The organism is Streptomyces sp. NBC_00988, from assembly GCF_045162645.1.
GTDB lineage: Bacteria > Actinomycetota > Actinomycetes > Streptomycetales > Streptomycetaceae > Streptomyces.
The window spans coordinates 1744496-1767177 of record NZ_CP108730.1 but is presented as its reverse complement, the minus strand read 5'-3'; the positions used below and the strand labels follow the sequence as shown (position 1 = coordinate 1767177).

Below are 22682 nucleotides of genomic sequence, written 5' to 3'. Positions count from 1 at the left end.
GAACGGCTCGATGGTCCTCGGTCCGCCCGGTCAGTCGATGAGTTCGAGCACCGTCTTGGGGCCGGCCCCGTTCACCACGTCGTCGGCGCCGCTGATGTGGCGCTGCCACAGCTTCTCGGCCTCGTCGGCCTTGCCGGACTCGATCAGCCCGACCAGGCGCACATGGGCCCGGTGCCCCTTGAGGGCCTGTGCCTTCTGGGTCGCCGCGTCGGTTGCGGCCGCGGTGTACGAGGCGTTGGCCCGGTCGATGATGTTGCGCAGCATGCCGCACAGGAGGATCAGCGTCTGGTTGCCGGTCAGCTCGACCAGCAGGGCGTGGAAGGTGTCCTGGGCGTCGACCAGGCTCAGCGGGTCGTCCAGGACGGTCTTCTCGGCCGCCACCGCGTCCCGCAGCCGCTTGATGTCGTCCGCCGTGTGCTTGGCGGCCAGTTGGCGCACGCACGGCGGCTCGATGACGGCCGCGGCGCGGTAGACGTCGCCCAGGGTGGCGCCGCGGTATTCGAGGATCAGGCCGGCGAAGCGGGCCGCGACGTCGGAGTCCGGCGCGCTCACCCGGGCGCCGCCGTGCGCGCCGCGCCGCACCGTGATCAGCGACTCCGACTCCAGGACGCGGAACGCCTCGCGCAGCGTCGGCCGCGAGATGCCGAACTGCTCCATCAGCCCCGACTCCGGCGGCAGGGCGTCGCCGGGCTTCAGCTCGCCCCGTACGATCTGGCGGCGCAGCTCCGCGGCGACCAGCTCGGCGGTCTTCGGGACACGCACCTGACGTCCGACGCGGGCACGCGTGGGGACGGGCACGGTTGGCGTTTCTGCGCGGGCTGCCTCGGCCACGGCGGGCTCCTCCGTCATATAGCAAAATGAATCGTCTTAGTGCATCGAGGGTACCAGGTCAAGGGTTGGGTGATCTTCTCTCGGCGGGACCCGATCTGGTGCCCGGGCCATGGTTGGGTATATAGATGATTCATCTAGCTATAAACCCAACGCGGGCTCTGGGAGTGACCTCGATGAACGAGCATGCGGACCCGGTGATCCTCAGCGAGCTGACCGGCGACGGGGTCATGCTGCTCACCCTGAACCGGCCCGAGCGGCACAACGCCTGGACGCTGGAGATGGAGCTGCTCTACAACGAGCTGTTCGACCGCGCCGAGGCGGACCCGGCGGTACGGGCCGTCGTCCTCACCGGCGCGGGACGCAGCTTCTGCCCGGGCATGGACATGAGCGTGCTGGACGGGGCGTCCTCCGGTGCACGCCCGTGGCCGACCGACCGGCTGCCGCCGCGCACCCGGCCCATGTCGTTCCCCAAGCCCCTGGTGGCGGCCGTCAACGGCGCCTGCGCCGGTATCGGCTTCAACCAGGCGCTGATGTGCGACGTGCGGTTCGCCGTACCGGGCGCCAAGTTCGCCGCCGCGTTCAGCGCGCGCGGCCTGGTGGCCGAGGACGGCGTCTCGTGGCTCCTGCCCCGGCTCGTCGGCTACGGGAACGCGAGCGACCTGCTGCTGTCCTCACGCCGGATCACTGGCACGGAGGCGGAGGCGATGGGCCTGGTCAACCGTCTCGTCGAGCCGGGGGAACTGCTCCCGGCGGCCCTCGCGTACGCCACGGAACTGGCCCGCTCGGCCAGCCCGTACGCGATGTCCCTCATCAAACGGCAGCTCGCCGACGACCAGGCGAGAAGCTTCACCGAGAGCCGCGACACCGCCGCCGCGCTGCTGGCCACGGCGAAACGCGCCCCGGACTACCGCGAGGGCGTGCGCAGCTTCATCGAACGCCGACAGCCGGAGTTCGCCGGGCTGGGGGAGAACGCCTCGGAGCCGGTGGAGGCCTCGTCGTGAGCCGCGCCGAACTCCCGCTGCACCGCCGGACCATCACCGTCACCGCCCACCAGGAACCCGGCGGCGCGGAGATCTCGGTCGAGGCGGAGCTGCGGGACGAGCGGCCGTGGGCCGAGCCGGCGGTCGCCGACATCCACCGGATGGTGCTGGCGGTGCGGGTCCGCCTCGCGGACATGACCATCGTGGCCGCCGACGCCGACATGCTGACGTTTCCGCACGCCGAGTGCCCGTTCATCACCCCGGTCTTCGACAGCCTGATCGGCCTCGGCGTCACCGCCGGCTACAACCGGGCGATCCAGGAGCGGTTCCGCGGAGTCCTGGGCTGCTCCCACCTCTACGAACTGGCCCGGGTACTCGGACCCGCAGTGGTGCAGGCGGCCATGTCCGCCAACGCGCGCCGCCGTGACGCCGGCGAGCCCGCGAACGGCCCCCGCGCCACGGCCGGTGTCCTGAACAGCTGCCACATCTGGGCACCGGACGGCGTGGGCCTGCGCAAGCTGGACGCGGGCTGGCGCCCCGGGACCGGGCCGCGCCCGGTACCCGGACTCGGGACGTTCGAGACGCGCGAGTGAGTCGGCGGGACTGAGGGACGGCTACCGCGAAAGCGGAGCCGGGGTCGGTCGAGGCCGGCTGTGCGGAGGCGGAATCCGCCCGGCCGGACTCGTCTCCCTCGGACGGTGCCGATCCACGTCACGTTCGGCTCGGCCGGGTCGTCGCGAAGACGCCGCCGTCGACCAGCGGATGCCCGACCGGTACGGCAGGGGCAGCGACCTCGACGACAACCTGTTCCACGGCGTCGTCGTCATCGATCTCTCGACGAGGCCCGCATCGGGCCGGCCGACACGGCGGCAGCCCTGGTTCACCGTGACCCGGTCCGCCGCCGAACCGGCCCTAACCGGCCGTCGCCCTCGGCTCGCGCGGCAGCCCCAGCACCTTCTCCGCGAGGATGTTCCGCTGCACCTGTGACGTGCCCGCGTAGATCGTGCCGGAGCGGGCGATCAGGTACGTCGTCGACCAGGACGCCGAGGAGTTCGCGGCGCCGGGGTCGTCGGTGCGGTAGGTGCGCAACGGCGGTCGGCCTACCGGCACTTGGCCGTGCAGGCCCATGATGTCCATCGCCAGGTCGGTGACCTTCGTGTGGTACTCGCTCCAGTACAGCTTGGCGATCGAGGACTCGGGGCCGGGCTCCGCGCCCTTGAGCCAGCCGGTGAGGATCCGGTAGCCGAGGTAGCGCATGATCTCGACCTTGGACCAGCACCAGGCGATCCGTTGGCGGATGACCGGATCCTGGTCCCTGCCGTACAGGCGGGCCAGTTCCACCAGGCGTTCCACCTCGGCGCGGAACAGGATCGGGTTGGTGGCCGCCTCCTCCCCGCGCTCCACGCCCAACAGGCTCTGGGCGACCGTCCAGCCGTTGTCCACGCCGCCCACGACGAGGTCGGCGCGGGTGCGGGCGCCGTTGAAGAAGACCTCGTTGAAGTGGAGTTGGCCGCTCATCATGCGGAACGGCCGCACCTCGACGCCGGGTTGGTCCAGCGGGACGAGGAGGAAGGAGATGCCGCGGTGCTTCGGGGCGTCGCGGTCCGTGCGGGCGAGGACGAAGATCCAGTCGCTGTGGTGGGCGCCGGACGTCCACACCTTCTGGCCGTCGATCACCCACTCGTCGCCGTCGCGGACGGCACGTGTCGTGAGCGAGGCGAGGTCCGAGCCCGCGTCGGGTTCCGAGTACCCCTGGCACCAGGTGTCCTCGCCGCTGAGGATGCGGGGCAGGAAGTGGCTCCGCTGTTCCTCCGTGCCCCAGCGCAGCAGTGTGTTGGCCAGCATCTTCACGCCGAAGGTGTCCTGCGGCAGCCCGAACGGCACACCGGCCAGGGCCAGTTCCTCCATCAGGACCACCTGGTGGAGCTTGGACAGGCCCCGGCCGCCATACCGCTCGGGCCAGGTGAGGGAGAGGTGGCGGTGCTCGGCGAGCAGGCGCCGCCAGTCCCGGGCGAAGGCCCAGGCGGCCTCCTCGTCGAGGGCGCCGATGCCCTTCCAGTCCGGCGGCAACGCCTCGGCGAGGAACCCCTTGACCTCGGTGCGGAACGTCTCGGTCTCCGCGGGATAGCTGATGTCCACCGGTGTGCTCTCCTCGCCCGGCCTCGCTCGCCCAGCCGATCGCTGTATTGATTGTTTCAGCATAATAGGTTATCTATTTAGAAGGAATAGCGGGGGATGGCGTCGAGCCAAAGGGCGGGCTGACATGGGACTGCTGGACGGCCGCAACGCGGTGATCACCGGCGGCGCACAGGGCATCGGCTTCGAGATCGCCGGCGTACTCGGCGCCGCGGGCGCGTCCGTCGTCCTCGGCGACATCAACGAGGACGCCGCGGCGGACGCCGCCGAACGCCTCGCCAAGAACGGTGTGGCCGCCACCTCGCTGCGCTGCGACGTCACCGACGAGGACGAGGTCGCCGCCCTGGTCGCCCACTGCGCCGAAACCTTCGGCCCGGTCGGCGTCATGGTCAACAACGCCGGGATCACCCGCGACGCGACCCTGCGCAAGATGGCCGTGAACGATTTCCGCGCGGTCGTCGACGTCCACCTGACCGGCGCCTGGAACGGCACGCGGTACGCCGCCGAGGCGATGCGCGCGCACGGACACGGCGGCAGCATCGTCAACATCTCGTCCATCGCCGGCAAGGTCGGCAACTTCGGCCAGACGAACTACAGCGCCGCCAAGGCCGGACTCGTCGGCCTCACCAAGGCATCCGCCAAGGAACTCGCCAAGGCCGGCATCCGCGTCAACGCCGTACAGCCCGGCCTGATCCGCACCGCCATGACCGAGGCGATGCCGCCGGCCGCCTGGGACGCGAAGCTCGCCGAGATCCCCCTGGGCCGTGCGGGCGAACCCGCCGAGGTCGCCCGGGTCGTCCTCTTCCTCGCCTCCGACATGGCGAGCTACGTCACCGGAGCCGTGGTCGAGGTGACCGGCGGCCGGTACATGTGACCCCTCATGAAAGGCATGGCCGATGCCCGCCCTCCTGCGTGACGCGGTGATCTGCGAACCTGTGCGTACCCCTGTCGGTGGCTACGGAGGTGTCTTCCGCGACGTGCCGGCGACCGAGTTGGCCGCCGCCGTCGTACGCGCCGTACTGGACCGCACCGGAATCCCGCCCGCCGCCGTCGACGACGTGCTTCTGGGCCAGTGCTACCCCAACGGCGAGGCCCCGGCCATCGGCCGCGTCGCCGCCCTGGACGCCGGTCTGCCCGTGGAGGTGCCGGGACTGCAGATCGACCGCCGCTGCGGCTCGGGACTCCAGGCGATCATCACGGCGGCGATGCAGGTGCAGACCGGTGCGAGCGACCTCGTGCTGGCCGGCGGCGTCGAGTCCATGAGCCAGGCCGAGTTCTACACCACCGGCGTCCGCTTCGGCGTGCGCGGCGCGGGCACCACCCTGCACGACCGGCTGGCCCGCGGCCGAGTCACCTCCGGGGGCGTCAACCACCCTGTTCCCGGCGGCATGTTGGAGACCGCCGAGAACCTGCGACGCGAGTACGCCATCCCTCGCGAGGAGCAGGACCGACTCGCTCTGCGCTCCCACGAGAAGGCGGTCGCCGCCCAGCGTGAGGGCCGCTTCACCGACGAGATCGTGCCCGTCACTGTGCGGACCAGGAAGGGCGAGACGGTCGTCGACACCGACGAACACCCGCGCCCCGACTCGACGTTGGCGAAACTCGCGAGCCTGCGCCCCGTACTGGGACGGCAGGACACGGAGGCGACCGTGACCGCCGGAAACGCCAGCGGACAGAACGACGGCGCCGCCCTCTGCGTCGTCACCCACCCCGAGCGCGCCGCCGAACTCGGCCTGCGCCCCCTGGCCCGCCTCGTCTCCTGGGCCGTCGTGGGCGTGCCCCCGGAGACGATGGGTATCGGCCCGGTACCCGCCACGGCCAAGGCACTTGACCGCGCGGGGCTGAAACTCGCCGACATCGACCTGATCGAACTCAACGAGGCCTTCGCCGCCCAGGTACTCGCCTGCACCCGTGAATGGGCCCTGACCGAGGCCGACTTCGAGCGGTTCAACGTCAACGGCTCCGGCATCTCGCTGGGCCACCCCGTCGGCGCCACCGGCGGACGCATCCTCGCCACCCTGCTCCGCGAACTCGACCGCCGCCAGGCCCGGTTCGGCCTGGAGACCATGTGCCTCGGCGGCGGCCAGGGCCTGGCCGCCGTCTTCGAACGGCCCACCCACACCACCGACGCCAATGGAGGACGCTGATGGCCGGACTGATCGCATACGGCGCCTACGTGCCGTACCACCGCCTCGCCCGCGCCGACGTCGCCGCCACCCTCGGGACGACCCCGTCCCGGGGCACGCGCGCGGTCGCGGGCTACGACGAGGACACCACCTCGATGGCCGTCGAGGCGGCCCGGTCCGCGCTGGCCAGGGACGGACTGCGCACCCGCATCGGCCAGTTGTTCCTCGCCACCGCCGCGCCCGCCTACCTCGACAAGACGAACGCGACCGCCGTCCACGCGGCGCTCGGCCTCGACCCGCACGTCCTCGCCGTCGACATGGCGGGCTCCGTCCGCTCCGGCCTCGGCGCGCTGGTCACCGCCGCCCGCTCCCCGGCGCCGACCCTGACGGTCCTGTCCGACCTGCGCACCGGCCTGCCCGGCGGCGGCGACGAGGTCGCGGGCGGCGACGGAGCGGCTGCGTTCGCCTTCGGCGGCCACCGCAACGGCGCCCCCGTGATCGCGGAGCTGCTCGCCCACGACACGGTCAGCGACGAGATCCTCGACCGCTGGCGGCTCCCCGGCGCGCCCGCCTCCCGCGTCTGGGAGGAGCGCTTCGCCGAGGAGATCTACGTGTCCCTCGCGGACAAGGCGCTGAGCGCCGCCCTCGACCAGGCGGGCCTGGACCGGGGCACCATCGACCACCTCATCGTCTCCGGCCTGCACGCGCGCGCGTGCGCGACGGTTCGTCGTACCTCAGGTGTACGTCCCGAGGCGGCGACCGCCGACCTCACCGCGGCGATCGGCAACGCCGGCACCGCCCAGCCCGGTCTGCTCCTCGCCGATGTCCTCGACCGGGCCGAACCCGGCCGGATCATCGCGCTCGTCGTGCTTGGTGACGGCGCCGGAGTCCTGCTCCTGCGCACCACCGACGCCCTCCCCGCACACCGTGCCGCCCGCCCGGTCGCCGCGCAGATCGCCGCGGGCGGCGCCCCCATGCCGTACGCCACCTACCTCTCCTGGCGCGGTCTCCTCGACCGTGAACCGCCCCGGCGCCCGGACCCCGAGCCGCCCTACGCCCCGCCCGCGCACCGCCGCAACAGCTGGAAGTACGGCTTCGTCGCCTCCCGTTGCGAGAAGTGCGGGACCCGGCATCTGCCACCGGACCGGGTGTGCGTCTCCTGCCGGAGCGTCGACGCCATGACCGGCGAGCCGATGGAACAGGTCCGGGGCACGGTCGCCACGTTCACCGTGGACCGGCTGGCCCACACACCGAGCCCGCCGATGCTCGTCGTGGTCGTCGACTACGACGGCGGCGGCCGCTTCCGCTGCCAGCTCACCGACGCCACCGAGGCCGACGCCGTCATCGGCGCCCGGGTCGAGATGACCTTCCGGCGCACGGTCACCGCCGCCGGCGTCCACAACTACTTCTGGAAGGCCCGGCCGGTACGCACCGGCGAGACCGAGGGGACAGGCGCATGAGCTCACACGGAATCCGCGACCGGGTCGCGATCGTCGGCATGGGCTGCACGCCCTTCGGCGAGCACTGGAACCGCTCGGCGGACGACCTGCTGGTGGACGCCGTGGGCGAGGCGGTCACCTCGGCCGGCATCACGCTCGACGACATCGACGCGTTCTGGCTCGGCACCCAGGCGTCCGGAGTCTCCGGACTGACCCTGAGCCGCCCGCTGCACCTGCCGTACAAGCCGGTCACCCGCCTGGAGAACATGTGCGCGACCGGCTCCGAGGCGCTGCGCAACGCCTGTTACGCGGTCGCCTCCGGCGCCTACGACGTGGCGATGGCGGTCGGCGTGGAGAAGCTCAAGGACTCCGGAATGTCCGGGCTCTCAGGCACCACGATGCCGGGCGCCGGCGACGACAGCCGCGGTGAGATCACCGCCCCGGCGAACTTCTCCCTCCTCGCCCCCGCCTACGCGGCCAAGTACGGCCTGGCGGAAGAGGAGTTGAAGGACGTCATCACCCGCATCGCCTGGAAGAACCACGTCAACGGCGCCCGCAACCCCCGCGCCCAGTACCGCAAGGAGGTGCCGCTGGAGCGCATCCGGTCGGCGCCGATCGTCGCGGGCATGCTCGGCGTGTTCGACTGCTCGGGGGTCTCCGACGGTTCGGCGGCGGCGATCGTCGTACGCGCCGAGGACGCCTACCGGTACACCGACAAGCCGATCTTCGTGAAGGCCCTGTCCTTCGTCGCGGGACCGGCGGACGGACTCCTGGACCCCGACTACGACTTCACCACCTTCCCCGAGGTCGTCTTCTCGGCCCAGGAGGCCTACCGGCAGGCGGGCATCATCGACCCGCGCGCCGAACTCGCCCTTGCGGAGGTCCACGACTGCTTCACACCAACGGAGTTGGTGCTGATGGAGGACCTGGGCTTCTCCGAGCGAGGACAGGCATGGAAGGACGTCACCAGCGGCGCCTTCGACCTGGACGGCTCACTGCCGGTCAACCCGGACGGCGGTCTGAAGGCCTTCGGCCACCCCATCGGCGCCTCCGGACTGCGCATGATGTTCGAGGCCTGGCTCCAACTGCGCGGCGAGGCACCGCCCGAGCGGACGGTCGGGTCCCTGGCGGAGGGCCGCTCGCTCGCCCTGACCCACAACCTCGGCGGCGGCCCCGGCGAATGCGTCTCGTTCGTGTCGGTCGTCGGCAGCGAACTCACCGACTGAGAAAGGTGGTTGAGCCATGGGACGACTCGACGACAAGATCGCGATCGTGACCGGCGCCGCGTCCGGCATCGGTGCCGCCACCGCCCGCCGCGTGGCGGCCGAGGGCGCCCACACGGTCGTGGCCGATCTGAACCTCGACGGCGCCAAGGCGGTCACGGAGGAGATCCGGGCCGCCGGCGGATCCGCCACGGCGGTCCCCGTCGACCTCGGTGACATCGACTCCGTACGGGCCATGGTGGCCACGGCAGTCGACACCTACGGCGGCCTCGACGTCCTGCACAACAACGCGGCGGCCACCCACCTGGCCGCCCGCAAGGACCTCGCCATCTTGGAGGCCGACCCGGCGGTCTGGGACGACACCATGCGGATCAACCTGCGCGGCACCATGGTTGCCATCCAGGCCGCCGTCCCGCACATGATCGCCCGCGGCGCCGGCTCGATCATCAACACCTCGTCCGGCGCCGGTCTCGCGGGCGACCTGCGCAACCCCGCCTACGGCGCCTCGAAGGCCGCTCTCATCAACCTCACGCAGTACGTCGCCACCCAGTACGGCAAGCAGGGCGTGCGCTGCAACGCCATCGCCCCGGGGTTCATCGTCACACCGGCCAGCGCCGGTTCGGCCCACGGGGCGATCCGCGAGAAGATGCTCCGCCATCACCTCACCCCGCGCCTCGGGCGGCCCGAGGACGTCGCGTCGGCGGTGGTCTTCCTCGCCTCCGACGAGTCCGCCTTCGTCACCGGACACACCCTGCGCGTCGACGGCGGACTGCTCTCCCACGCGCCCTACGTGGCGGACCTGCGCGAGGCGTGACGCAGTCCCGCAGGGGGCGCACCTCCGAGCGCCGGCGTACGAACACGATCCGTCAACCGCGCGTCGGCGTCGGCCACTTCGTTCACCGGATCGCCTGCGACCGGCCCACGGCGCGAAAGCCCGCGGGCCGCTCGCGTCATGCCCGCTCGCCGTCCGAACCCGCGCGGCGGGGGAGATGGCCGGCCCGGCCGAGGTGGACGTCATCGCCTCGGCCCGGGCGGCCGCGCTCAGGCCGTCGTCTCCGGCTCCAGGTCGCCCAGGTAGGCCGCCCGGACCGCCGGATTGCGGCGGACCTCGTCCGGGGTGCCGGCGCAGATCCGGCGGCCGAAGTCGAGGACGACGACCTGGTCGCAGACGCTCATCACCATGTCGACGTCGTGCTCGACGAGCAGCACCCCCATGCCCCAGTCCTCGGCCAGCCGCCGCACCAGCTGGGCCAACTCCCGTGTCTCGTCGTCGGACAGCCCCGCCGCCGGTTCGTCCAGCAGCAGCACCGACGGCGAGGTCGCCACCGCCCGCGCGATCGCCAGCAACCGCCGCTCGCCGTACGACAGGTCGCCCACCGGCCGGTCCAGACTGTCCTGGAGCCCGAACTCCCGTACGGCGACGAGTACTTGGGTGGGCAGCGGGCGGCTGCCGGGACGGACCAGGTCGGTGAGCCAGGTCCATCGCCCGGGCCGCTCGCAGGCGGCGTAGAGGTTGTCCAGGACCGTCATGTCCTCGAACAGCTCCAGCGACTGGAAGGACCGGCTCAGCCCGGCCCCGGCCCGCCGGTGCACCGGCACCCGGGTCACGTTCCGCTCGCCGAGGCGGACACTGCCGGCCGCGGCCCGGGTGAAGCCGGTGACGGCGTCGATGGCGGAGGTCTTGCCGGCGCCGTTGGGGCCGATGAGGCCCACCACCCGGCCCGGTTCGACGTCCAGCGAGAGCCCGTCGACGGCGACGACACCGCCGTAGCGGACGGTGAGGTCCCGGACATGCAGGGGGAGTGGTGCGGCGCGGGGGACGTCAGGCAGAGCCGCTGTCTCCGGCTCGGGTGCGGTCGTGTCGGGCTTCGGGGACAGCCTGTGCCGGAGGCCCGCCGCCTGCTTGCCGAGTTCCTTTCCGATGCCGTCCTGGTTGCCCACCAGGGTCAGCACCAGGATGATCCCGCCGATCAGCGGCATCCAGTCGCTCAGCCCGGGCACCACCAGGTCCCCGAACCGGGCGCCGACCGTACCCGCGGCGAACGTGGCGCCGAACAGCGGGCCGACGAGGAAGCCGACACCGCCGATGACGGCGAGCCCGAGCGCGGTGACGGAGTCGAAGCTCGCGAAGTCGGAGAACACCACCGACGTCGAGCGGAAGCCGGTCAGTACGCCGGCGAGCGCGGCGATGGCCGAGGACAGTCCGAAGGCGTAGAGCTTGGCCGCGCGGACGTCGATACCGAGGGCGGCCGCGGCCCGTTCGTTGGCCCGTACGGCGATGAGCCGGCGGCCGGTGCGGCCGCGCCGGACGTTGGCGACCACGAGCGTGGCGGCGACGAACAGGACCAGGACCACGGCGGCGTACCGCTGCGGATGGTCGACCCCGGAGATGCTGATACCGAAGAGCGTCTGCTTGCCCACCGCGATGCCGTCGCTGCCGGGTGTCGTCGACAGGTCGGTGTTCTGGAAGACCATCGCCTCCAGGGTGGTGCCGAGCCCGAGCGTGATGATCGCGAGGTTGACCCCGCGGGTGCGCACCGCCGGCAGCGCGAACAGCAGGCCGATCGGTACGGTGCCCAACACGCCTGCCAGCAGGGCGAGTTCGAACGGCCATCCCCAGTCCGCCGCCGCGTGCCCGGCGATGAAGGCGCCGGTCCCGGCGAGGGCGTAGGCAGCGAGCGACACCTGGCCCGCGTAACCGGTGACCACGATGATCGACAGGATGATCAGCGAGAGCACCAGGGTGCTGGTGATCGCGTCGGCCCACAGTGGCGTCGACAGGCTCACCAGCACCAGGCCGATCACGACGGCCAGCGCGAGCGGGACGGGGCGCACCCTGCCGGTGCCCAGTGCCGGGAGGCGGTCGAGGAACGTGCCGCGCACCGGCAGCGCCCGGCCGCGGGCGACCAGCACCAGGGCGATGAAGAGGAACGGCACCGACGACGCGAGGCCGGTGACACCCGAGCCGAAGCGCGTCAGTTCGGACTGCGCGACCCCGATGACCAGCCCGCCCGCCAGCGTGATCGGGAACGACGAGAACCTGCCGACCAGGGCGGCGGCCAGCGCGCTCAGCAGCAGCGTGGTCAGCCCGGTCACCGACAGGCCGATCACCGGCACGATCAGGATGGCCGTGAGCCCCGCGAGCGCGGAGCCCAGTGCCCAGTTGCCGGCGGCGATCACGTCCGGGGACCAGCCGAGCGCGGCGGCGGCGCCCTCGTTCTCGGCGACCGCGGTGGTGCCCAGGCCGAACAGGGTGCGCCGGTACAGGAGATGGAGCACGGCCGTCACGGCGATCGCGATGCCGAGCAGCCAGACACGGTCCTCGGAGACCGTCGCCCCGGCGATCGTCAGCAGCCGGGTGGGCAGCTTCCCCGGCACCAGCTGCAGGCTGTCGCCGTAGCGCTTGACGGCGATCGCGGTGAGCACGATGAACACCGCGAGGGTGCCGACCAGCCGGGCCAGGGTGGACGCCCGGCGCAGCGGGCGGATCACCAACAGGTGGGTGAGCACGCCCAGTACGGCGGAGGTGAGCACACCGCACGCGGTGGCGGGCCAGTACGGCACGCCGTGGTTGACGGCGAGCTCCCACTGGACGTAGGCACCGGCCATCCCGATCGCGCCGTGCGCGAAGTTCAGGACGCCGGAGCCCCGGTAGACCAGCACGATGCCGTGCGCGGTGAGCGCGTAGAGGGCGCCGAGCCCCAGGCCGAGCAGGGCGAAACGCAGGACGTCGTCCATCCGAGGAACCTCCCAGACACGGGACGAGACAGTGCATTCATTTAAATAATTGTGCCGAGAGTACTTCACTAACCCAAAAATGCGCCCCATGCTGTTCGGCATCTCGACGTCGCCCATTTTGGGCGCGAGCCCCGGAGGGACCATGAACGACTCACGCCGACGCAGAAGCGCCGCGGCCAGCTGTCTCGCAGTGACCGGAGCCCTGCTCGCCGCAGGATGCGGGGGAGGAGCGTCGGCCGACAGCTCGGCCGAGACCTCCTCGCTCAAGGGCACCCCGGTCAAGGTGATGGTCTGGGCGCCGGAGAACACCCAGGGCAGCGCCCAGCCGGGTATCCACCTCACCGCCACGGCCTACGAGAAGTGGATCAACGCCAACGGCGGGATCAAGGGAGGGCCTCTCAAGGTCGAGTTCTGCAACGAGAAGGGCGACCCCGACGAGGCCGAGAAGTGCGCCCAGCAGGCCGTCGCCGACAAGGTGGCCGCGGTCGTCGGCTCCTACAGCCTCGCCGGGGACCGCTACATGCCCATCCTCCAGAAGGCCGGCATCCCGTACATCGGCGGCACCGGCGTCTCCGCCGCGGAGTTCTCCAACCCGCTGTCCTTCCCCGTCAACGGCGGCACCCCGGTGGTGTTCGCCGCCCACGGCCGCCAACTGGTGGAGCAGGGCTGCAAGAAGATCACCGGTGTCCGGTACGACGTGGCCGCGGCTGCCGTGGTCTCGCAGTTCCTCACCCTGGGCGTGACCTCCGCCGGAGGGGCGGCGCCCAAGGACCTCAAGGTGCCGCTCACCGCCACGGACCTCGCCCCGCAGGTCGCCGCGACCAAGGGCAGCGACTGCGTGAGCGTCATCCTGGGCACCGCCTCGGACCTGTTCGTGAAGTCGTACGTCCAGTCCGGCGACAAGACCAAGCTCGCCAGCGTGGTCGGCAACCTCACCCCGCAACTGGCCGCCAGCACCGGCGGCAGCGGCAGCCCGCTGGAGGGCGCCGCGATCACCGGCTACTACCCGCCGACCTCCGACGCCGTCTGGAAGGACTTCGTCGCGGCGGCCAAGGGCAAGGACATCGACACCACCAACGGCGCCAACGCCACGACCTGGGTGGCTTTCAAGGTCTTCACCGAGGCCGCCAAGAAGCTGCCGACGATCTCGGCCGAGGCGCTGGTGAAGGAGCTGAACACCACCTCAGGCATCGACACCGGAGGCCTGACCCCGCCCCTGAACTGGAAGGCGTCGACGGCCCTGCCGATCAAGGGGCTCGACCGCATCCACAACACGACCGCCACCGAACTCACCATCCGCGACGGGAAGATCGAGTGGGCCAAGGCCGGGTCGACCTTCGTCGACGTCCGCAAGGTGCTGACGGCCGCGTCGCACGGCTGAGCCCGCTTCGGTCCGGCCGGCCGCCGTTCCCGGTCGGCTTCGGTTTCCGGCCGACTCCGGTTGAGGAGAGACCTCGTGCACGACACAGATGTGCCCCTGATAGCGACCCGCGCCCTGTCCGCCGGATACGGCAGCCGACCCGTCGTGAGCGACCTCGACCTGGAGGTCCGGCCGGGCGAGGTCGTCGCCCTGCTCGGTCCCAACGGCGCGGGCAAGACCACCACCCTCAGGGCGCTGTCCGGCGACCTGACCCCGATGAGCGGCGAGGTCCGCTGGCTGGGCACCCCCGGCCACGCACCGCTGCACCGCCGCGCCCGCGAGGGCCTCGCCTACGTCGGTGAACGCGCGGTCTTCACCCGCCTCGACACCACCGACAACCTGCGGGTCGGGCGCGTGCCGCCCGACCGGGCCGTCGCGCTCTTCCCCGAACTGGAGAAACGCCTCAGGACCGGCGCGGGCATGCTGTCCGGCGGCGAGCAGCAGATGCTGTCGCTGGCGCGTGCCCTGTGCCGTACCCCCCGGCTCCTCCTGGCCGACGAACTCTCCCTGGGCCTCGCCCCGTTGGTCGTCGACCGCCTCCTGTGCGCGGTCCGCGAGGCGGCCGACCAGGGCCTGGGCGCACTGCTGGTCGAACAGCACGTCCGCAAGGTGCTCGACATCGCCGACCGCGTCTACGTCCTGCGCCGCGGCCGCGTCGTCATGGCCGGCACCCCGAAGGAACTGCGTGGGGACCTCGACGCCATCGAGTCCTCCTATCTCGCGAAGAACCCGTCCTCATGACTGATGGAGGTGGTTGCCGTGCCCAGCGCACGTGAGCAGATCCGGGCCATGGTCCGGTCCGGTGACACATTCGACCAACCCGCCCGGGAGCTGCGGGAGTTGCAGCTCGAAGCGGCGCGCGAGGTCTTCGCCGCGCACCGCGAGCGCATCCCGCTGCTGCGCACCCGGGCGGAGGAGAGCGGCGTCCACGGGATCGAGAGCCCCGACGACCTCGTGCCCCTGCTGTTCTCCCACACCAGCTACAAGTCGTACCCCCTCTCCCTCATCACCGGCGGCCGGTGGGACCGGCTGCTGCGCTGGTACTCGACGGTGTCGGTGGTCGAGCCGGGTGATGTCGACGTCGAGGGCGTGACCGACATCGACGACTGGACCGACCGCGTCACGGCCGCGGGTCACCGCCCCTACATCACCAGCGGCACCTCGGGGAAGGTCTCCTTCCTCAACTGCGCCGCGAGCGACCTGAGTTTCCTGCACGACATCCTGGAGAACCTCACCTGCTGGCCCGACCCGCTGCCGCCCGAGCCCACCCGCCGCGGCTATCTCCTGGCACCGGCGAGCGGTCCGATGCGCTCCATCGACGGCTACCGCTGGCACGCGGAGGTCTTCGTCCGGCCCGGCGAGACCCGGCTGCTCACCGAAGACCCCATGCGGGTCTCGGAGTTGATGAGCAGCGCCCTGCTGCGCCGCCGGATGGCGGAGGGCACCGCGACCCCGCAGGAGATCAGCTCCTTCGAGGCCGCGTCCGGAACCCGCGAGCAGGAACTCGGCGCGGCCGTCGCGCAGATCGTCGACGACATCGCCGCACACCGGACCGAGCCGCTGCTGATCGCCGGGATGAACAACCAGCAGTTCACCCTCATCCAGGCCCTGCGGGCCCAAGGCGTGCCCGACGGGAGCCTGCACCCGGACACGCTGGTGCTCAGCGGCGGCGGCAACAAGAACGGGGTCCTGCCCGACGACTACCAGCGGCAGTTCGCCGCCTTCTACGACGGCGTACGGCGCGTGCGCAGTTACGGCATGACGGAACTCCAGGGCTCCTGCCTGGCCTGCGAGTCGGGCAACTACCACGTGCCGCCGTGGGTGATCCCGCTGGTCCTGGACGAGCCGGGCGAGAAGCTCCTCAACACCGAACAGGGCGTGGTGGAGGGGCGGTTCGCCTTCCTGGACGTCTCGCTGGAGGGCCGCTGGGGCGGGCTGATCAGCGGAGACCGGGTCTTCGTCGACTTCTCACCGTGCGACTGCGGCCGGGCGGGACCGACCGTCCTGCCGGACATCAGGCGCTACGGGGACCTGGGCGGCGAGGACAAGATCACCTGCGCCGCGACACTCGACTCCTATGTGCGGGGGATGATCCACGGATGAGCACCTCGACCGACACCGAGGTCGTGCACGTGGTGCGCGGCGAGGTCGACCACGGCTCACCCGTCGCGTACGGCCGCGCCGGCTCGGCCTTCACCGCACCGGCCCTCGACCTGGACCGCCTCGTCTGGCCCCGCACCGAACCCGGCCCCGCCTTCCACGTGCCCGTCGCGGAGATCGTCGACCTGCTCGTGGAGACCGGCGAGGCCCTCAAGGCGGACCGCGAGGGACTGCTCGCCGAGGCCCTCGACCGCATGGTCCGGGTCAGCCCGCTGCCCGCGGAGGTCCTCGAACGCGCCTACGCCATGCTGTGGCGCAGCTTCCAACGGCCGGGCCTGTACGCCCAGATCGACCACGAACTCGGCGGAGCGGACGTGCTCGACGGCTGGCGTGAGGTACGCCTGCCCGAGAACCGGACCGCGGCCACCCGCGCGTTCCCACCGCGCCTGGTGCACATCATCGCCGGCAACGCACCCGGCGTCGCCGCGATGTCCGTCGTGCGCGGCGCCCTCACCAAGGGCGTCAACCTGCTGAAACTGCCCTCGAACGACCTGTTCACCGCGACCGCGATCCTGCGCACGATGGCGGCGGTGGCCCCCGGCCACCCCGTGGTGCGCTCGTTCTCCGCGGTGTACTGGCGCGGCGGCGACGAGGCCGTGGAGAGCGTGCTGTTCCGCCCCCAGTTCTTCGACAAGCTGGTCGCCTGGGGCGGCGAGGCCACCATCCGCGGGGCACTGCGGTACGTCGGTCCGGGCTTCGAGCTCGTCTCCTTCGACCCCAAGACCTCCATCTCGCTGATCGGCCGCGAGGCGTTCGAGTCCCCCGAGACTCTTGCCCGAGCCGCCGACGCGGGCGCCGCCGACGCCACCTTCTTCAACCAGCAGGCCTGTGTGGCCAGTCGCTTCCAGTTCGTCGAGGGCTCCTGGCCGGACGCCGACCGCTACGCCGCCCTGCTGTGCGAACGCCTGGGCGTGGCAAGGGAGTTCAGCTCGGCCGACGGCCCGCGGGTCACCGCGGAGCTCCGCGAGGAGATCGACGTCCTGCGCTCCCTGACACCCGACTACCGGGTGTGGGGCGGCTACGACGGCCGGGGCCTGGTCATCCGCTCTCCCGAACCGGTGGACTTCCACCCCGACGGAAAGATCGTCGACGTCGTCCCCGTCGCCGAGCTGACGCAAGCGGTCGCGCACGCCGGAGTCGCCACCCAGACGGTCGGCGTGTACCCGGACACCCGCAAGGCGGAACTGCGCGACGCCCTCGCCTGCGCGGGAGTCCAGCGCGTGGTCTCCCTCGGCAGGGCGGGCGGAATGCCTCCGGGCCTCTCCCACGACGGCTTCTACCCGCTGCAACGGCTCATGCGCTGGGTGAACGACGAGTGACGTGACGGACCCGCGGTCCGGCGGGAGCACGACGCCGCTCCAACCGGTGAGTCCGAGGGGGCCGGCGGAGGCGTCGGGCCGCATGGTGGTCATGGGGGTCCATCGAGCCGTACAGAGTGTGGCTGCTACTTCAGGCCGATCGCCGCGCAGGCCGCCGCGTACTGCGCGGTGCAGATCTCCTTGACCGTGTAGATGCCGTCCGCGATCACCGTGTCCTCGATGTTGTCCTTCGTGAGCGCGACCACCGGTACCAGCATCGTGGGGATCTTCTTCTTCGTGGGGCTGTCGACCGTGTCGCGGGTCAGGGAGTCGAACTGGATGTCGCGGCCCTGGACCTTGTACACCGCCATCTCCGCGGCGCGGGTGGCCTCTTCCGGGAACGGCTTGTACGCGGTCATGTACTGCTCGCCCGCGACGATCCGCTGGACCGCGTCCAGGTTCGCGTCCTGGCCGGTCACCGGTGGGATCTTGGTGGCGCCCGCGTCCTTCAGGGCCTTGATGACGGCGCCCGCCAGGCCGTCATTGGCCGCGTAGACCGCGGCGATGTTGTCGAGGCCGACGGCCTTGATCGCGTTCTTCATGTTCGTCTCGGCGACCGCCGGCGACCACTTCTCGGTGTCGTACACCTTGGCTATCTTGACGTTGTTCTGAAGTTCGCCGAGGGCACCGTCCTTGAACTTCGCGTAGTTCGTGTCCGCGGGGTCGCCGTTCATCATGACGATCTTGCTGGACGCCGCCTTGCTGCCGAGCGCCGTGATGATGGCGCGGGCCTGGATCTCGCCGACGAGTTCGTTGTCGTGCGAGACGTACGCGTCGATCGGGCCCTCCGCGAGCCGGTCGTAGGCGATGACGGGGATGCCGGCGTCCTTCGCCTTCTGGACCTCCGGCGCGATGGCCTTGGCGTTCAGCGCGTCCACCAGGATGACGTCGACCTTCTGGTCCACCATCTGCTGGAACTGCCGGCTCTGCTTGTCTTGGCTCGCCTCGGCGTTGGCGTAGACGACCTTGCCCTTGCCGTTGGTGAGGGCGGCGACCTCCTTCGTGATGACGGGGTGGTCGAAGGCCTCGAAGCGTGCGGTGTCCTTGTCGGGCAGGAGCAGTCCCACCGTGATGTCGTCGCCCTTCTTCGGAGACGCGGAACCGTCGCTTCCGACGACCCCGTCGACGACGCCGCACGCGGTGAGCGCGAGCGCGGACGCGGACGCGGTCAGAGCCGTCGCGAGGTGACGCACGGGGATTCGACAAAGGGCGGGAGCGTTCACGTGGGGCGCCTTTCGAGTGGGGGGAGCCGGGCGGCTTTCGGGGGAGAGCGTTGATGTCCGGTGAGAAGTGGCTGCCGGGCGAGGGGGGCTCGGCCCTTGCGTCTGCGGGGGCAGGAAGGCTTCGACACGGCCTCCGCGACCGGGAGTTGCTCCTTCGCCTGTGCGATTCCTGTCTCAGGCCGTCACCGTCGCACTTCCTTGATGTGGACGGGGTGGCGATCGCGGGGAGAGGTTGTGGCGGCTTCGGTGACCCGGTTTGATACGGCCGCGTCCGTGCGGGTCCCTCGGCACCGCGCCGAGGCCGGAGCCTCCGTTCCGCGCCAAGAGGCCTGTCGGGGCCGGGTGTTGCCGATACGCTGAAGAACGGCCATGAACCGGGGGCGGGGCTGGGGGCGGGGGCATGGATCCGCGGATGCGGTTGTCGGGCGGATACGTCTGTGAGCGCGAGCTCGGCCGGGGCGGACAGGGAGTGGTGTGGCTCGCCCGGGACCGGACGGGGCAGCAGGTCGTGGTGAAGTTCCTGCTGCCGGGCAAGGAGTACGACGAGGTCGCGCTCGCCCGTGTACGCCGGGAGTTCGGCGCGGCGAGCCGGGTCGGTGAACTCGCCACGGCGCGCGTCCTCGACGCCGACCTGTCCGGACAACACCCCTACATCGTCAGCGAGTTCGTCCAGGGCCCCACGATCCACCAGCATGTGGCCGCCAACGGTCCGCTGTCCTCCGGGCGGCTCCAGTCCCTGGGGCTGGCCGTCGCGCACGCGTTGGCGCAGGTGCACCGGGTGGGCGTCGTGCACCGGGACATCAAGCCGTCCAACATCCTGCTCTCCCCGGACGGACCCCGGATCATCGACTTCGGGATCGCCCGCGACGACCGGTTGCTGGAGTCGGCGCTCACCACACCGGGCAGCGTGCTCGGCTCGCCCGCGTACATGTCGCCCGAGCAGGTCAAGTCGTTCCGGGTCACCGCCGCCTCCGACGTGTTCTCCCTCGGCGGCACGCTGTACTTCGCCGCCACGGGGCGCCATCCCTTCGAGGGGGAGAGCGACTACGAGGTGCTCGTCGCCGTGTGCACCCGCGACGCGGATCTCACGGCCGTACCGGAGCCGGTCCGTTCGGTCGTCGCCGACTGCCTGCGCAAGGACCCGGCGGAACGCCCCACCGCCGCCCAGCTCGTCACCCGGCTCGCGGAGGCGGGGGAGACGGAGGGCGCGCGGACGGAGTCGCGTACGCCGTCGCGGCCGCCCGGACCCGGGAGCGGCGGCGCGGGCTCCGGCCTGAGCGCCAAGCAGCTGCGGTTGTGGGGGTTCGCGGCCGGCAGCGCCGCGGTGGCGGTGCTGCTCGCCGTCGTGCTCAGCACCACCTCGGGAGGATCGGCGACGGAGGGCGGCCCGCAGGCCCATGGCCCGTCCTCCGCGTCCTCGTCGTCCTCGTCGGCCGGAAGATCGACGAGAGCCGCGAGCTCCCAACTCCTCTCGTACACCGATGACTTGACCGACTCGGGCGACTGGTCGTACAAGGACCCGACCCTGGCGAGAATCACGCACCAGGGCGGGACCATGCTGGTGGATCCCAGGTCCGAGCTGGAGGTGTGGCCGCAGGCGCCCTTCGAGCCGTCCTCGTTCGCCGTACGGCTGAGCACCCAGACGGAGTGGTACGGGGGCGAGGGCGGGGTCGGGCTGTGGTGCGACGGCTCGGGGGACTACTGGAAGGGTTCCCGCTGGGCGACCTACCTGACGACGGATCAGGAAGCCCTGATCGTGCGGGAGTTCAGGTTCAAGGGGAAGTTCCAGCACGACCGGGTCGTCGAGGTGAACCTCGCGGACCTGGGCCTGAAGGTGGAGAGCCGGCAGCAGGTCGACATGTCGATGACCTGTTCCTCCGCCGGCGGGGGCCGGATCAAGGTGGAGCTCGCCGTCAATGGCACCCGGGTCGCCGCGTACACCGGAAACGCCTTCGACGCGCGGGGCTGCGGTGTGGCCGCCTTCCATTACAGCGCCACCGACCCGCGGGGCACGGCCTACCACGCGGGATTCGAGCGCTTCACCGCGACCGAATTGTCGGCGCGCTGACGTCTTCTAACAAAATTATCATCAAAATTGTTAACAATTCCCGGCTCCGGCTCAGGGTCCCCGCCTACAGTCTGGGACTCGTATGAGCCGCACAGCCGACTTGCCCGCGGCGTCGCCGGGGTGGTGCCCAAGTACGGCTGTGACCACGCAACTTGCTGTACAAGGAGGTCCACGGGTGGACATGAACCGCAGAACGGTCATCCGTAGTGCCACGGGCGTCGCAGCCCTGGCCACGTTCGGAGTCGCCGAGGGCACGGCGGGCACGGCGTTCGCCGCCACCTCGTCGTCGAGCAGTTCGTCGAGCACGTCCGCGGCGTACTCGCTGGAGCTCGACCCCACCGCCTGGTCGTACGACGCGACCAACGACGTGTACTACCAGATCGGGAAGGTGTACGTCGCGAATCCGGCCGCGACGGACTACGAGAACCTGTCGATCTACGTGCCCGGCGCCTATCTGACGGCCACCGCGAACAGCGACGGGACCACGTACACCGCGAAGGCCGACCCGAAGGGCACCGTCGGCGCGTACTCGGGACGCACGGCGCCGATCGTGATCCCGGTCAACACCCCCGGCTACGCCCAGCAGGCACCGGCCACGTCCTACAGCTACACCAGCGTGTCGGCGTATCTGGAGGCCGGGCTCGTCTACGTGTGGCCGGGCCTGCGTGGCCGGGACAGCTCGACCAGCACCCGCTCCGACGCGGCCCCTTGGGGCGTGACCGACCTCAAGGCCGCGGTCCGCTTCCTCCGGTACAACCGGAGCGTCCTGCCCGGCAGCACGGACGACATCGTCCTGTTCGGCATGAGCGGCGGCGGCGCCCAGGACACCGTGGCGGGCGCGTCCGGCGACAGCCCCCTCTTCGACCCGTACCTGCGCACGATCGGCGCGGCGATGGAGGACGCCCAGGGCCGGCCCCTCAGCGACGCGGTCGCCGGCGTCATGGCCTGGTGCCCGATCACCGACCTCGCCGAGGCCAACCTGTCCTACGAGTGGAACATGGGCCAGTTCGCCTCGACCAGCACCCGCGCGTCCGGCACGTGGACCAGCGCCTACTCGGCGGACCTCGCGAAGGCCTGGCCCAAGTACCTCAACCGCCTGGGTCTGCGCGACGAGCACGGCAAGCGCCTTGAACTGACCGAGTCCAGCAACGGCACGTACCTGTCCGGCAGTTACTACGACCACCTGATCGGGGTGATCATCACCTCGCTGAACCACTTCCTGTCCGACAACACCTTCCCGTACACCATCACGACCCAGGGCGGCCCGCCCGGATCGGGCCAGACGGGGACCTCGACCACGTACGAGACGGTCGCCGACTACATCGCCCACCTCAACACCGCCAGCACCTGGGTCACCTACGACGCCACGACCAACACCGCCACGGTGTCCGGTCTCGACGGCTTCGTGAACAGCCAGAAGACCGCGAACAAGCCGGTCGGCGCGTTCGACGGATACTCCCGCGGACAGGGCGAGAACAGCGTCTTCGCCATGGGGCTCGACGCCCCGTCGCACTTCGCGCCGCTCACGCGTGACGTCATCAAGGCGAACGAGACGACGTACGCCACGTACTCCGACTGGGACTCCGCCTACGGCTCCGCGGCCTACGACAGCGACTTCGCGAAGAAGGACAGCGTCGGCAAGGACATGGCCTGGCGGGGCGACGCGTACAACCCGCTGTACTTCCTCTCGCCCGCCTTCGACGGCTACCGGCGGTCGCGAGTGGCGCGGCACTGGCGCATCCGCACCGGCATCATGCAGGGCGACACGGCCAACACGACCGAGATCAACATCCAGTTGGCCCTGCTGAACTACGGCATCCGTGACGTCGACTTCGCCACCGTGTGGGCCCAGGCGCACACCATGGCCGAGCGCACCGGTGACTCGACGACCAACTTCATCAGCTGGGTGGAGTCCGTCGTCAAGAAGTGATCGCCAGTCAAGGGCAGCCCGGGCGCCCGACCGACGAGCTTCGGTCGGGC

At 71.0% G+C, this 22682-nt stretch carries 17 protein-coding genes; 13 read left to right on the top strand and 4 right to left on the bottom strand.

The window, feature by feature from the left end; all coding sequences use genetic code 11:
• Nucleotides 1-30: 30 nt before the first annotated feature.
• A complete protein-coding gene (locus tag OG496_RS08175) occupies nucleotides 31-849 on the bottom strand; it encodes a GntR family transcriptional regulator (RefSeq protein ID WP_366495197.1) in 819 nt (272 codons plus the stop codon).
• Nucleotides 850-1004: 155 nt separating this feature from the next.
• Here OG496_RS08175 and OG496_RS08170 point away from each other — a divergent pair, with 155 nt between their 5' ends.
• Together OG496_RS08170 and OG496_RS08165 are read left to right on the top strand one after the other, a co-directional pair.
• Nucleotides 1005-1832 (top strand): enoyl-CoA hydratase-related protein, encoded by an 828-nt coding sequence (locus tag OG496_RS08170; RefSeq protein ID WP_405970217.1) that lies wholly within the window; start codon nucleotides 1005-1007, stop codon nucleotides 1830-1832.
• Complete coding sequence (locus OG496_RS08165) at nucleotides 1829-2404, top strand: DUF2889 domain-containing protein (RefSeq protein WP_405970216.1); 576 nt, start codon at nucleotides 1829-1831, stop codon at nucleotides 2402-2404. The genes OG496_RS08170 and OG496_RS08165 overlap by 4 nt, the downstream gene beginning before the upstream one ends.
• Before the next feature lie 319 nt (nucleotides 2405-2723).
• On the opposite strand, the gene OG496_RS08160 is transcribed toward OG496_RS08165, so the two are convergent.
• Nucleotides 2724-3950 carry an acyl-CoA dehydrogenase family protein gene (locus tag OG496_RS08160; RefSeq protein WP_405970215.1) on the bottom strand — a complete coding sequence of 409 codons (1227 nt, stop codon included), beginning with the start codon at nucleotides 3948-3950 and terminating at the stop codon, nucleotides 2724-2726.
• Nucleotides 3951-4074: 124 nt separating this feature from the next.
• Here OG496_RS08160 and fabG point away from each other — a divergent pair, with 124 nt between their 5' ends.
• The 5 genes from fabG to OG496_RS08135 are packed head-to-tail and all read left to right on the top strand — an operon-like array spanning nucleotide 4075 to nucleotide 9549.
• Nucleotides 4075-4821, top strand: a complete 747-nt coding sequence (gene fabG / locus OG496_RS08155; protein ID WP_405970214.1) for a 3-oxoacyl-ACP reductase FabG — start codon at nucleotides 4075-4077, stop codon at nucleotides 4819-4821.
• A gap of 22 nt (nucleotides 4822-4843) precedes the next feature.
• A complete protein-coding gene (locus OG496_RS08150) occupies nucleotides 4844-6094 on the top strand; it encodes an acetyl-CoA C-acetyltransferase (protein WP_405970213.1) in 1251 nt (416 codons plus the stop codon).
• Nucleotides 6094-7533: an OB-fold domain-containing protein gene (locus OG496_RS08145; RefSeq protein ID WP_405970212.1), complete on the top strand. Its 1440-nt coding sequence runs from the start codon at nucleotides 6094-6096 to the stop codon at nucleotides 7531-7533. The genes OG496_RS08150 and OG496_RS08145 overlap by 1 nt, the downstream gene beginning before the upstream one ends.
• Nucleotides 7530-8738: an acetyl-CoA acetyltransferase gene (locus OG496_RS08140; protein ID WP_405970211.1), complete on the top strand. Its 1209-nt coding sequence runs from the start codon at nucleotides 7530-7532 to the stop codon at nucleotides 8736-8738. Before OG496_RS08145 ends, OG496_RS08140 begins: the two co-directional genes overlap by 4 nt.
• A 16-nt stretch (nucleotides 8739-8754) precedes the next feature.
• Nucleotides 8755-9549 carry a glucose 1-dehydrogenase gene (locus OG496_RS08135; RefSeq protein WP_366495189.1) on the top strand — a complete coding sequence of 265 codons (795 nt, stop codon included), beginning with the start codon at nucleotides 8755-8757 and terminating at the stop codon, nucleotides 9547-9549.
• Nucleotides 9550-9776: 227 nt separating this feature from the next.
• Here OG496_RS08135 and OG496_RS08130 read toward each other — a convergent pair whose 3' ends face one another.
• The gene (locus OG496_RS08130) at nucleotides 9777-12473 is read right to left on the bottom strand and encodes an ABC transporter permease subunit (protein WP_405970210.1); all 2697 of its coding nucleotides are present in this window, start codon (nucleotides 12471-12473) and stop codon (nucleotides 9777-9779) included.
• A 142-nt stretch (nucleotides 12474-12615) separates the two neighbouring features.
• On the opposite strand from OG496_RS08130, the gene OG496_RS08125 reads away from it, so the two are divergent.
• The 4 genes from OG496_RS08125 (at nucleotide 12616) to OG496_RS08110 (ending at nucleotide 17372) form a co-directional block, all read left to right on the top strand.
• Complete coding sequence (locus OG496_RS08125) at nucleotides 12616-13854, top strand: ABC transporter substrate-binding protein (RefSeq protein WP_405970209.1); 1239 nt, start codon at nucleotides 12616-12618, stop codon at nucleotides 13852-13854.
• A 75-nt stretch (nucleotides 13855-13929) separates the two neighbouring features.
• Nucleotides 13930-14634, top strand: a complete 705-nt coding sequence (locus OG496_RS08120; protein WP_405970208.1) for an ABC transporter ATP-binding protein — start codon at nucleotides 13930-13932, stop codon at nucleotides 14632-14634.
• 18 nt (nucleotides 14635-14652) lie between these two features.
• Complete coding sequence (locus OG496_RS08115; protein WP_405970207.1) at nucleotides 14653-15996, top strand: hypothetical protein; 1344 nt, start codon at nucleotides 14653-14655, stop codon at nucleotides 15994-15996.
• Nucleotides 15993-17372 carry an acyl-CoA reductase gene (locus OG496_RS08110; protein WP_405970206.1) on the top strand — a complete coding sequence of 460 codons (1380 nt, stop codon included), beginning with the start codon at nucleotides 15993-15995 and terminating at the stop codon, nucleotides 17370-17372. Before OG496_RS08115 ends, OG496_RS08110 begins: the two co-directional genes overlap by 4 nt.
• A gap of 125 nt (nucleotides 17373-17497) precedes the next feature.
• Here the strand turns inward: OG496_RS08110 and OG496_RS08105 are convergent, their stop codons facing one another.
• Nucleotides 17498-18604 (bottom strand): sugar ABC transporter substrate-binding protein, encoded by a 1107-nt coding sequence (locus tag OG496_RS08105; protein ID WP_405970205.1) that lies wholly within the window; start codon nucleotides 18602-18604, stop codon nucleotides 17498-17500.
• A gap of 430 nt (nucleotides 18605-19034) precedes the next feature.
• On the opposite strand from OG496_RS08105, the gene OG496_RS08100 reads away from it, so the two are divergent.
• Together OG496_RS08100 and OG496_RS08095 are read left to right on the top strand one after the other, a co-directional pair.
• On the top strand, nucleotides 19035-20702 hold the full coding sequence (locus OG496_RS08100) for a serine/threonine-protein kinase (protein ID WP_405970204.1): 1668 nt from the start codon (nucleotides 19035-19037) through the stop codon (nucleotides 20700-20702).
• A gap of 181 nt (nucleotides 20703-20883) precedes the next feature.
• Complete coding sequence (locus OG496_RS08095) at nucleotides 20884-22632, top strand: esterase (RefSeq protein ID WP_405970203.1); 1749 nt, start codon at nucleotides 20884-20886, stop codon at nucleotides 22630-22632.
• Nucleotides 22633-22682: the final 50 nt, after the last annotated feature.